The sequence below is a fragment of the Sulfitobacter sp. 1A15299 genome, from assembly GCF_043556915.1.
Taxonomy (GTDB): Bacteria; Pseudomonadota; Alphaproteobacteria; order Rhodobacterales; family Rhodobacteraceae; genus Sulfitobacter.
The window spans coordinates 1-11380 of record NZ_JBIFFJ010000049.1 but is presented as its reverse complement, the minus strand read 5'-3'; the positions used below and the strand labels follow the sequence as shown (position 1 = coordinate 11380).

Below are 11380 nucleotides of genomic sequence, written 5' to 3'. Positions count from 1 at the left end.
CCGCCGCCGATCACCCGCGCGCCCATCGACAGCATATTCGCGTCATTATGCGCCCGGATCATCTTGGCCGAGAAGGTGTCGCTGCACACGCCGCAGCGGATGCCTTTGACCTTGTTGGCCGCCATCATGATGCCCTGCCCCGTGCCACAGATCAGAATGCCCAGATCGAACTCTCCCGCCGCAATGCGCCGTGCGGCGGCTTCGCCATGTTTGGGGTAATCGGTGCTTTCCGCCGTGGCGGGGCCGATGTCTTCGACCGTGTACCCGCGTTCGGCCACATGGCGCGCGATGTCTTGGCGCAGGGCGATGTCGGCGTGGTCACTCGAAATGATGATACGGGGTTTTGTTGTCATTGGAAGGCGTCCTGATTGTTACGTCATGGAGGGTCGCCCCGGAGGGGCGCAGAGGGGAGAAGCCCCGGGAGGGGCGCAGAGGGAAGAAGCCCCGGAGGGGTGCAGAAGGGGGAAGCCCCGGAGGGGCGCTTTTCGCGCCCCCCAGAGCATATTGCAGCCTGCGCCGCAATCCCGCCCCTTCAATCTTGCGGTAAACAGTCAGTGTAAATGGGGGTCACTTCGCCATCGGCCCCTGCCCGCCAAGACAGGCTTGCACGGCCCTGATGTTCCCACCACTCATAGGCGGCTCCGTCCGAAGGCCAGCCATAGCGCGCGCCCGAGGCGGATGGCAAGCTGCGCAACTGGATCAACCGGCCCTCGACATAAAGCACCGCCACGGCAGGGTCGGCACCGGGCACATAGACCACCGGCACCGAGACTCCGCGCTCGCAAAGATACGAGACCGCGGTGGTTTCGGCGCCTACGGGCGCGGCCCAAAGCAGCGCGCAGATCGCTGCCCTGATGCCCATGCTCATTTGCCCGCCTTCTCCTCGATCTCGGCGGCCAGCGCCTCGGCCCGGGCGGCGATTTCGGCAAGGGTGTCTTTGACCCCCTGCGGCACCACGGGCACTTCGATCCGCTCAGGTTCGACCTTGACGTTGCGCAGGCTGGTGAGTTCGGCCTCACGCTCGGCCAATTCCGCGCGCAGCTCGGCGATGCGGTCCTCGACGCTTGCGGTCTTGTCGGCCAGAAGCAGGCCCGCCATCAGCAGCATCCGGGCCTCGGGCATACGGCCCACCTGATCGCTCAGCACGCGGGCTTCGTCGTCCAGCATCTTGGCGGCGGATTGCAGATAGCTTTCCTCACCTTCCTGACAGGCGACCTCGAAATGGCGGCCGCCAATGGTGATCCGTACCTCGGGCATCAGTCGGCCCCTCCTGACTTGGGTTCTTCTTCGGTGCTGTTGTTTTGCGCCGCCTTATGGGTCGCGGGCGTTTCGGCGCTGCCCTCTGCGGCGGCTTCACCTTCGGGCTCGCCCTCTTCGACCAAGGGGGCCAGCGCGGTCAATACCGCGTCGATCTCGGCCATTTCGATCGCGCGGTTGGCGCGCAGGCTCTCCAATTCGGCAATCACGGCAGTGTCGATCAGCTTGGGGTCGGCCAGCCCCTCGGCATTGGCCAGCCGAAGCTGCTCGCAGGCCGCCGATAGCTGCTCATTCGCCTGACGCAGGCGCTGCACGTCCATATCAAGCTGGGTCACCCGGTCGTTGTTGAAGTCCATCTGCGCGCGCAGGTCGTCCAACTCGCTCTGATGGCTTTCCTTCAGCGTCTTGATCCGGTCGGACAGCTGAGCGTTGGCTTGCCGCTCCTCTTCCAAGGCCTGCACGATATCCTCATCCGGCTCTGCGGGCGCGGCGCTGAGCCGATCCACCCCCTTGGCCATCTGGTCCATCGCGGCCGTGATGCGGCGCTGATAGTCTTCAAGTTCACTCATCCGCATGAATTCTCCTCACTCGTCCTGCTCTTTCGGCGGCGTTTTCGCCTGCCGTGCCCCGGGCTGCGCCCTGTTGCGGCGGCCCGTCCCGCAGATAGCGCGCGCCCCGCCCAATGTCACGCGGGCGAATCGCCCGTATCAGCCGGTTTTCGCAATCCTAGCCAAAGCGCGCCTAAATTGCGCCCCCCCTTTCGTTTCAGCAACTTGGGCCGCCAAGTCCGCGCCCGCCCGCGCCGGGGGCCGCCCCGGCCCCCGCCCGCGCACCCGAGTTGTGCTTGAACTTTGCCCGATCGCTGGTATGCACAGGCCCAATCTGCCACAGCCCCAAAGGAAGCCCCCGTGGATCTGACAGCCCTCGCAAGCGCAAACCCCGACCACTGGTCCAAGGCCACCGCCATTCGCGCGCTGACCCTCGATGCCGTGGCCGCCGCCAATTCCGGCCACTCCGGCATGCCGATGGGCATGGCCGATGTCGCCACCGTCCTTTTCGAAAAGCACCTAAAGTTCGACGCGTCCAACCCGCTTTGGCCCGACCGCGACCGCTTCATTCTGTCGGCGGGCCACGGTTCCATGCTGCTTTACTCGCTGCTGCACCTGACGGGCTATGAGCAATTTCCCATCGAAGAGTTGAAGAACTTCCGCCAGATGGGCGCGCGCACCGCGGGCCATCCGGAGAACTTCCTCGCCGATGCGATTGAGACCACCACCGGCCCGCTGGGTCAAGGCATCGCCAACTCCGTCGGTTTCGCCATGGCCGAAGAGATGCTGCGCGCGCAATACGGTGCGAAGGTCGTGGACCATTACACCTATGTCATCGCTGGCGACGGCTGCTTGATGGAAGGCGTGAGCCAGGAGGCAATCACGCTGGCGGGTCGTCATAAGCTCAGCAAGCTCATCGTGATGTGGGACAACAACAACATCACCATTGACGGCCCCGTCACCCTGTCGGACAACAGCGATCAGGTCGCGCGCTTCAAAGCCGCACAGTGGCATGTGATCGAGATCGACGGCCACAACCCCGATGAGATCGACGCGGCCCTGACCGAGGCGAAAGCCTCCGACCTGCCCACGATGATCGCCTGCAAAACCCATATTGCTTTGGGCCACGCGGCGCAGGACACCTCGAAAGGCCACGGCGCGTTGACCGACGCCGACCAGATGGCCGAGGCCAAAAAGGCTTACGGCTGGACCACCGGCCCCTTCGAAGTACCCGCTGACGTGAAATCCGCTTGGGAAGAGATCGGCAAACGCGGCGCCGACGCCCGCCGCGACTGGGAAGAGCGTTTCGACAAACTGCCCCGCGCCAAGCGTGAGACCTTCAACCGCGCCTTCGCCCTCGACGCGCCGAAAAAGATGAGCGCGACGGTCAAGGCCTTCAAGAAGCAGATCACCGAAGGCGCGCCCAAGATGGCGACCCGCGCGGCGAGCGAGAAAGCCCTCGAAGTGCTGAACCCGATCCTGCCGGAAACCGTTGGCGGCTCGGCAGACCTGACCGGTTCGAACAACACCAAGACCAGCGATCTCGGCATCTTCGACACCGACAACCGCGGCGGGCGCTATGTCTACTGGGGCATTCGCGAACATGGTATGGCGGCGGCGATGAACGGCATGGCGCTGCACGGCGGTCTGCGCCCCTATGGCGGCACCTTCATGTGCTTCACCGACTATGCGCGCCCCGCGATGCGTCTGGCGGCCCTGATGCAAATTCCCACGGCCTTCGTCATGACCCATGACAGCATCGGCCTTGGCGAAGATGGCCCGACCCACCAGCCGATCGAGCATCTGGCGATCAGCCGTGCCACGCCGAACACCTATGTCTTCCGCCCCGCCGACGCGGTGGAGACGGCAGAGGCTTGGGAAATCGCCTTCACCGCGAAAACCACGCCATCGGTTCTGTCGCTAACCCGTCAGGGCCTGCCCACCGTGCGTCTGGAGCACAAAAACAACAACCTCACCGAAAAAGGCGCCTATGTTCTGGCCGATGCCGAGGGCAAACGTCAGGTGATCCTGATCGCCACCGGCTCTGAGGTGCATGTCGCACTGGCCGCGCGCGAGTTGCTCCAAGCCGAATGCATCGGCACCCGCGTCGTCTCCATGCCCTGCATGGAACTCTTCGCCGCGCAGGACGAAGCCTACCGCAAGCGCGTGCTGCCCGGTGGCGCCGTGCGCGTCGGGATCGAGGCTGGCGCCCGTCAGGGCTGGGACCAGTGGCTCTTTGGCGAACGTGGGAAATACGGCAAGGCGGATTTCGTCGGCATGGACCGTTTCGGCGCCTCCGCCCCGGCGGAAGAACTCTTCGAGCGCTTCGGCTTCACCGCAGAGAACGTGGCAGAGAAGGCCAAAGCGCTGCTCTGATCTGCGGATCATACAATACAAAAAGGGGGCGACGGTTCATCCGTCGCCCCCCTTTTTCATTTGCTAGATAAGGTCGTACTTAAACGGCTGCCTTATGAAACACCTTGCGCCAGATTGGGGTCACGATCTTCTCTCCGATCGGGATCAGCACCAGACCAAGCGCCAAACCAAAGAGCCCGTCGATCCCCGCCGTGGTGATCCATTCAACCGCCCCCTCGAACTGGGCCGGAACCGCGTGACCGACGGTCACGGCAATGTCGTGGATCCACTTATAGGGGGCGGCAAAGCCCATCTGCTCTAGCCCGTGAATGATGATCGACCCGCCGACCCAAAGCATGGCCGCCGTGCCGACGATGGTGAGCAGCTTCAAGAACCCCGGCATCCCGCGCACTAACGCCCGGCCAACGCTCCGCGTTAGGCCAAATCGCCCCTTGTTCGCCATCACCAGACCCACATCGTCCATTTTGACGATCAGGGCGACGGAGCCATAGACCGCCACGGTGATCATGATCGCCACCGCCGCAAGCGTCGCCGCCTCCATCCAAAAGTTGCTCTCCGGGATCGCAGAAAGGGCAATGGTCATGATCTCTGCCGACAGGATAAAGTCAGTCTTGATCGCGCCCGCGGCCTTCTTCTCTTCCAGCTGCGCAGGGTCTTCGACCACCTTCCCCTTATCGGGATAATCCTCATGCCCATGCCCCCAACCAAGCGCATGGGCGACCTTCTCGGCCCCCTCGAAACACAGGTAAGCCCCGCCCAGCATCAATAGCGGCGGGATCGCCCAGGGCGCGAAATTCGCCAAAAGCAGACCCACGGGCAGCAAATAGACCAGCTTGTTGCGCAACGATCCCTTGGTGATCCGCCAGATCACCGGCAATTCACGCTCGGCCTTGAACCCGTGTAGATATTTCGGCGTCACGGCAGCATCGTCAATCACCGCGCCCGCCGCCTTGGAGCCCGCCTTGGCCGCCTGCCCGATCACGTCATCCACGCTCGCCGCTGCAACCTTGGCAATGGCCGCCACGTCATCCACAAGTGCCAGTAAACCGCTCATTCCATGCCCCTTTTTGCGTGCTGCATCCGAAGTAGCATGTGCAGCCCATCTGGCAAGTCCGAAGCCGCTGCCACCTTTACCGCTAACATGGAAGTTTAACGCTAACATGTGGAAATCATTTGGTTTTGCCCCTTTCCCCTGACCGCCCGTGCCGGATATAGAACCCGCGACCCCGACATACGGCCCCCCTTCGCGCGGCCCGAGACAAGGAATGCACCATGACCATCAAAGTTGGCATCAACGGATTTGGCCGCATCGGCCGCTGCACGCTCAGCCATATCGCGGCCTCGGGGCGCGATGATATCGAAGTGATCAAGGTCAACGCCACCGGCCCGCTCAGCACCGCGGCGCATCTCATCAAATACGATTCCGTCCATGGCCGCTTCCCGGGCGAGGTTCAGATCGACGACGGCTACATGAACCTCGGCCAGAACGACATTGAGATGATGTCGACCTACAACCTCGAAGAGCTCGACTGGTCCGGCTGCGACGTGGTGCTGGAATGCACCGGCAAGTTCAACGATGGCAACAAGGCAAACGTCCACCTCGAGAACGGCGCCAAACGCGTGTTGCTCTCAGCGCCCGGCAAGAACGTCGACAAGACAATCGTCTACGGCGTCAACGACGACCAGCTCGAAGCCTCGGATCGGATGATCTCCAACGGGTCCTGCACCACCAACTGCCTCGCCCCGCTGGCCAAGGTGATGCACGAGGCCGTGGGCATCGAAAGCGGCCTGATGACCACGATCCACAGCTACACCGGCGACCAGCCGACGCTCGACCGCCGCCACAACGACCTCTACCGCGCCCGCGCCGCCGCCATGGCGCTAATCCCCACCTCCACCGGCGCCGCCAAGGCCCTGGGCGAGGTGCTGCCCGCGCTGAAAGGCAAACTCGACGGCACCGCCATGCGCGTGCCCACGCCCAATGTCTCGGCCGTGGACCTCACCTTTCAGGCCAGCCGCGACGTCACCGTAGAGGAAATCAACGCCGCCGCCCGCGCCGCCGCTGATGGCCCGATGAAACGCGTGCTGGCCTACGACCCCGAGCAGAAGGTCAGCATCGACTTCAACCATACCGAGGAAAGCTGCATCTTCGCCCCCGACCAAACCATCGTCGTCGCCGGCCGCACCGTGCGGGTGCTGGGCTGGTATGACAACGAATGGGCCTTTTCGGTGCGGATGGCCGATGTGGCCGTCGCCATGGGCAAACTGGGCTGAGGCTTGCGCGGCGGGAATGTGCCTGTAATATCAGGCCATTCCCCGGCCGGAGCCGCACCATGACCAATCCCATCGCCATCATGCTGGCCCTCGTCATCGCCGGGGCGATGGCCGTCGACCTCTCTTTCTATGGGGCCGACCACATGATCTATCTCGGCAAGAAACTCTTTGCACTGATCGAATGGATGGCCTTCTGGCGGTAACCCCCCAATCGCCACCCTCCACAGCAGCCCAAAAAAAAGACGCGGCCGCCAATCAAGCGCCACGCCCCTCCCCTTCATCCTTTTAAAAATACCTCGCAGAACCGCGCCGCACACGGCCCACTCGCCACTCCAAACGCTACCCCTGCGAAAACCGCTCAATCAGCACCTTATTCACCGCCGGCGTCACGAATTTGCTGACATCCCCATCCAACCGCGCGATCTCTTTCACCAATTTGCTGGCGATCGCCTGATGGGTGGCCTCGGCCATCAAGAAGACCGTTTCGATGGAATCGTCCAACTGCCGGTTCATGCCGACCATCTGGAACTCATATTCGAAATCGGACACGGCGCGCAGACCGCGCACGATGGTCTGGGCGCCCACGTCGCGGGCACAGTCGATCAGTAGGTTTTCGAAAGGATGCACCACGATCTCGACGCCGGTCTCCTCGGCCAATTGCGCGCATTCTGCTTCGATCAGGGCGACCCGTTCTTCGAGGGTGAACAACGGCCCCTTGTCGCGGTTGATGGCCACGCCGATCACCAGCCGGTCGACCATGCGGGCCGCGCGGCGGATGATGTCGATATGCCCCAGCGTGATCGGGTCGAACGTACCGGGGTAAAGGGCTATGCGCATGTAATTGTCCTGCGTAACTGCTGCGTTGCGGCACAGCCAACCATTTCACCGCCCCAAGCGCAAGTCGGTTAGCGGTAGCAGTGCCCCGCCGTCAGCCGGCGGGAACCACAGTTTTGATGCCGCATCAGTGCCCCATGATCATGCCTTCGAGGGCCTGTTTCTCCATCGACAGCTCTTGCAATTGCGCCTTGACCACATCGCCGAGGGAGATCAGTCCCACCAACTCGCCGTCCTCCAGCACCGGCATATGGCGGAAGCGACCATCGGTCATCTTTTGCAGCACCGCATCGGACCGGTCGTCGCGGCTGCAGGTCACCAGTTTGCGGGTCATGAGAGTTTCGGCCGCCTGTTCCAGACAGCCCGCCCCCGCGCGGCCCAACTCGCGCACGATGTCGCGCTCGGAGAGAATCCCATCCGGCGTTTTGCCATCGGCCGAAATCACCAGCGTCCCGATCCGTTTCTCGGCCAGCATCGCCGCCGCCTCGGAGATCGCCAATCCGGGTTGGGCCGTCACCACCTTATCATCGGGCTTGGTCTTGAGAATCTGCGATACGAGCATCTGGCGCCTCCTTGGGTACAGGGCTAAGTCACCTTCAGCGTCACCGCGAAATCCTTTTCTGTCAAGCTTTTGGCGCAGCCCGCCCCGAGGCCAGCGCCTCCAGCCGCGCGGTCTCGGCCCGCAGCCCGGTGGCCAGCGCCTCGGCAAAGGCCGCCAATCGGGCGTTGCGCCGGTCATCGGCGTGGCGGATCAGATAAAAGGCGCGTTTGAGGCTCACGGCATCGGTGAGGATGCGCCGCACCCCCTGTGTCGCGGCGAGCGAGAAGTCATGCGCGACCCCGATCCCCCCGCCCTGCTGGATCATTCGCACCTGTACGGATACGGAATTCGACGCCAGCGCTACCCGGCTGATGCCAAGGTCGGCGAGATAATCCAACTCACGGTCAAAGATCATATCGGGGATATAGCCCACCATCCGGTGCCCTTGCAGATCGCCCACGGCGGTCACCTCAGGATGCTGCGCCAGATAGCTTTCGGCGGCGGCAAGATGGAGATGGTAGTCCGTCACTTTCTGCACCACCAACCGCCCCGCCGTGGGCGCGCTCACCCCGATGGCCATATCCGCCTCGCGCCGGGACAGGTTGAAGACGCGCGGCAATGCGATGATCTGCACGTCCAGATCAGGGTTTTTCTCGGCAATCGCCGCACAGACCTGTGGCAGCAGATAGTTCGCCGCCCCATCGGGCGCACCGACACGGATCTGTCCCGATAGCTGATCGCTTTGCACCTGCACCCCGGCGGTGGCCGCGCGCATCGCCTGTTCGGCCCGCTCTGCCCGCTGCATCAGATCCCGCCCCGCTTCGGTCAACATATAGCCCTGAGGGGATTTCACGAAGAGCACGGTCTGCAACGCCTTTTCCAACCGCGCCATGCGGCGGCCCAGCGTTGCGGGATCAAGCCGCAGCAGCTTGCCCGCGCCAGACAGGCTTTCCTCTCTCGCGACCGCCAGAAACAGCCGCAGGTCGTCCCAATTCTGATCCATCCATCTGCCCTCACGCTTTGCAAAAATGCAAGACGGTTTTGCCATCCTTCCTCTGTTCCGGTTCTTTTTGCAAGGCTATCGTGCCGCCAACCATAGAGGAGACCGATCATGCAAGAGATGACGCATTACCTGAACGGCGAACACGTCAAGGGCACCTCCGGGCGCTTTGCCGACGTGATGAACCCCGCCACCGGCGAAGTGCAGGCCAAGGTGCCGCTCGCCAATGGCGACGAGCTGAACAAGGCCGTGGAACACGCGCAGGCCGCACAACCCGCATGGGCCGCCACCAACCCGCAGCGCCGCGCCCGCGTGCTGATGAAGTTCGTGGCCCTGCTGAACCGCGACATGGACAAACTGGCCGAGGCGCTGAGCCGCGAGCACGGCAAGACCCTGCCCGACGCCGCCGGTGACGTGCAGCGCGGCCTCGAAGTGGTGGAATACTGCATCGGCGCGCCGGAACTGCTGAAGGGTGATTTCACCGACAGCGCGGGCCCGGGCATCGACATGTACTCCATGCGCCAGCCTCTGGGCGTCACCGCGGGCATCACGCCGTTCAACTTCCCGGCCATGATCCCGATGTGGATGTTCGCCCCCGCTATCGCCTGCGGCAACGCCTTCATCCTGAAGCCGTCCGAGCGTGACCCCTCCGTCCCGCTGATGCTGGCCGAACTGCTGGAAGAGGCCGGTCTGCCCAAGGGCATCATTCAGGTCGTCAACGGTGACAAGGAAGCGGTCGACGCGATCCTGCACCATGACGTGATCCAGTCCATCGGCTTCGTCGGCTCGACCCCGATCGCCGAGTACATCTATGCCACCGGCTGCGCCAACGGCAAACGCGTGCAGTGCTTCGGCGGTGCCAAGAACCACATGATCATCATGCCCGACGCCGACCTCGACCAGGCCGCCGACGCGCTGGTGGGTGCGGGCTACGGTGCCGCGGGCGAACGCTGCATGGCGATCTCCGTCGCCGTGCCGGTGGGCGAGGAAACCGCCGACCGCCTGATCGAAAAGCTGGTGCCGCGCATCGAAAAGCTGAAAGTCGGCCCCTACACCGCGGGCAACGACGTGGACTACGGCCCCGTGGTCACCGCCGCCGCCAAGGCCAACATCGAACGTCTGGTCCAGACCGGCATCGATCAGGGTGCGGAGCTTGTCGTCGACGGGCGCGACTTCAAACTGCAGGGCTACGAGAACGGCTATTTCGTCGGGCCGCATCTGTTTGACCGCGCCACCAAGGACATGGACATCTACAAGCAGGAAATCTTCGGCCCCGTACTGACCTGCGTCCGCGCCAAGGACTACGAAGAGGCGCTTGGCCTTGCGATGGACCATGAATACGGCAACGGCACTGCGATCTTCACCCGCGACGGTGATGCCGCGCGCGACTTCGCCAACCGCATCAACATCGGCATGGTCGGCGTGAACGTGCCGATCCCGGTACCGCTCGCCTATCACACTTTCGGCGGCTGGAAGAAATCCGTCTTCGGCGATCTGAACCAGCACGGCCCGGACGCGTTCAAGTTCTACACCCGCACCAAGACCGTGACGGCACGCTGGCCCTCGGGCATCAAGGAGGGTGGCGAGTTCTCCATCCCCGTGATGGAGTGATCCATCCCGCCGGTCGCCCAATGTGGCGGTCGGCCCCTGCCAAAGGTCAGAGCCATGCAAAAAGAATTCACCATCGGAATCGAAGAAGAATATCTTCTGGTCGACGCGGATTCACTGGCTCTGGCCGACGCCCCCGAAGCGCTGATGGAGGCGTGCCGCAAGGAGTTGGGCGATCAGGTCAGCCCCGAGTTCCTGCAATGCCAGATCGAGATCGGGACAAAGCCCTGCAAGACCGTGGCCGAGGCCCGCGACGACCTGCGCCACCTGCGCGCCACCATCGCCCGGCTGGCGGGGAACCACGGCCTTGCCCCCATCGCCGTCGCCTGCCATCCCTTCTCGGATTGGAAAACCCAAGGCACGACCGAGAAACAACGCTATTCGCAGCTTGAATCCGAGTTGGAGGACATCGCGCGCCGGATGCTGATCTGCGGCATGCATGTGCATGTCGGCATCGACAGTGACGACCTGCGCATCGACCTGATGCCGCAGCTGTCCTATTTCCTGCCGCATATGCTGGCGCTTTCTGCCTCCTCCCCCTTCTGGCAGGGCGAGGACACGGGGCTCGCCTCCTATCGCATGTCGGTGATGGACAACATGCCCCGCACCGGCCTGCCGCCGCAGTTCGACAGCTGGGCGGCCTACGAGCGGACCACCGGCACGCTGGTCGACCTCGGCATCATCGCCGACACCTCAAAGGTCTGGTGGGATCTGCGGCCTTCGGTCCACTACCCCACGCTGGAGACGCGAATCTTCGACGTGCAGCCGCGGCTGTCGCATACGCTGGGCCTTGCCGGGCTGACGCAGGCACTCTGCCGGATGCTGCTGCGCCTGCGTGACGGCAACCTCAGCTGGCGCAAATACGACATGGTGTGATTGCGGCGGTCGCTCTCCAGTGGCGAACGAGGTCCGGTATGTTGGCCTCATGGATATAAGCCGTGA

The 11380-nt window shown here is 63.5% G+C and carries 12 protein-coding genes and 1 pseudogene; 5 read left to right on the top strand and 8 right to left on the bottom strand.

Annotation, left to right across the window (positions count from 1 at the left end; translation table 11 throughout):
- The 4 genes from ACGYK7_RS18460 to ACGYK7_RS18445 all read right to left on the bottom strand — a co-directional run.
- The coding region (locus ACGYK7_RS18460; RefSeq protein ID WP_394403863.1) for an RpiB/LacA/LacB family sugar-phosphate isomerase at positions 1 to 353 on the bottom strand (353 nt) is incomplete at its 3' end.
- A gap of 179 nt (positions 354 to 532) precedes the next feature.
- On the bottom strand, positions 533 to 868 hold the full coding sequence (locus ACGYK7_RS18455) for an MliC family protein (protein ID WP_394403862.1): 336 nt from the start codon (positions 866 to 868) through the stop codon (positions 533 to 535).
- Complete coding sequence (locus tag ACGYK7_RS18450) at positions 865 to 1257, bottom strand: cell division protein ZapA (RefSeq protein ID WP_168613525.1); 393 nt, start codon at positions 1255 to 1257, stop codon at positions 865 to 867. Before ACGYK7_RS18450 ends, ACGYK7_RS18455 begins: the two co-directional genes overlap by 4 nt.
- Positions 1257 to 1826, bottom strand: a complete 570-nt coding sequence (locus ACGYK7_RS18445) for a hypothetical protein (protein WP_394403861.1) — start codon at positions 1824 to 1826, stop codon at positions 1257 to 1259. Before ACGYK7_RS18445 ends, ACGYK7_RS18450 begins: the two co-directional genes overlap by 1 nt.
- 339 nt (positions 1827 to 2165) lie before the next feature.
- On the opposite strand from ACGYK7_RS18445, the gene tkt reads away from it, so the two are divergent.
- Complete coding sequence (gene tkt, locus ACGYK7_RS18440; RefSeq protein ID WP_394403860.1) at positions 2166 to 4181, top strand: transketolase; 2016 nt, start codon at positions 2166 to 2168, stop codon at positions 4179 to 4181.
- Positions 4182 to 4260: 79 nt separating this feature from the next.
- Here tkt and ACGYK7_RS18435 read toward each other — a convergent pair whose 3' ends face one another.
- Positions 4261 to 5235: a DUF808 domain-containing protein gene (locus ACGYK7_RS18435; protein WP_394403859.1), complete on the bottom strand. Its 975-nt coding sequence runs from the start codon at positions 5233 to 5235 to the stop codon at positions 4261 to 4263.
- Between the two features lie 218 nt (positions 5236 to 5453).
- Between ACGYK7_RS18435 and gap the strand changes: the two genes are divergently transcribed.
- Positions 5454 to 6455, top strand: coding sequence for a type I glyceraldehyde-3-phosphate dehydrogenase (gene gap / locus ACGYK7_RS18430; protein ID WP_394403858.1), 1002 nt, complete (start codon positions 5454 to 5456; stop codon positions 6453 to 6455).
- Positions 6456 to 6514: 59 nt separating this feature from the next.
- The gene (locus tag ACGYK7_RS18425) at positions 6515 to 6658 is read left to right on the top strand and encodes a hypothetical protein (protein WP_394403857.1); all 144 of its coding nucleotides are present in this window, start codon (positions 6515 to 6517) and stop codon (positions 6656 to 6658) included.
- Between the two features lie 136 nt (positions 6659 to 6794).
- Here ACGYK7_RS18425 and coaD read toward each other — a convergent pair whose 3' ends face one another.
- The 3 genes from coaD to ACGYK7_RS18410 form a co-directional block, all read right to left on the bottom strand.
- On the bottom strand, positions 6795 to 7292 hold the full coding sequence (gene coaD / locus ACGYK7_RS18420; RefSeq protein ID WP_394403856.1) for a pantetheine-phosphate adenylyltransferase: 498 nt from the start codon (positions 7290 to 7292) through the stop codon (positions 6795 to 6797).
- A 124-nt stretch (positions 7293 to 7416) separates the two neighbouring features.
- Positions 7417 to 7851 (bottom strand): CBS domain-containing protein, encoded by a 435-nt coding sequence (locus tag ACGYK7_RS18415; RefSeq protein WP_394403855.1) that lies wholly within the window; start codon positions 7849 to 7851, stop codon positions 7417 to 7419.
- Positions 7852 to 7912: 61 nt separating this feature from the next.
- Complete coding sequence (locus ACGYK7_RS18410) at positions 7913 to 8833, bottom strand: LysR family transcriptional regulator (protein WP_394403854.1); 921 nt, start codon at positions 8831 to 8833, stop codon at positions 7913 to 7915.
- Positions 8834 to 8941: 108 nt separating this feature from the next.
- On the opposite strand from ACGYK7_RS18410, the gene ACGYK7_RS18405 reads away from it, so the two are divergent.
- Both ACGYK7_RS18405 and ACGYK7_RS18400 read left to right on the top strand, forming a co-directional pair.
- Positions 8942 to 10441, top strand: a complete 1500-nt coding sequence (locus ACGYK7_RS18405; RefSeq protein WP_394403853.1) for a CoA-acylating methylmalonate-semialdehyde dehydrogenase — start codon at positions 8942 to 8944, stop codon at positions 10439 to 10441.
- A gap of 54 nt (positions 10442 to 10495) precedes the next feature.
- Positions 10496 to 11305 (top strand): annotated as a pseudogene (locus ACGYK7_RS18400) (carboxylate-amine ligase); the annotation flags it as partial.
- Between the last annotated feature and the right edge of the window lie 75 nt (positions 11306 to 11380).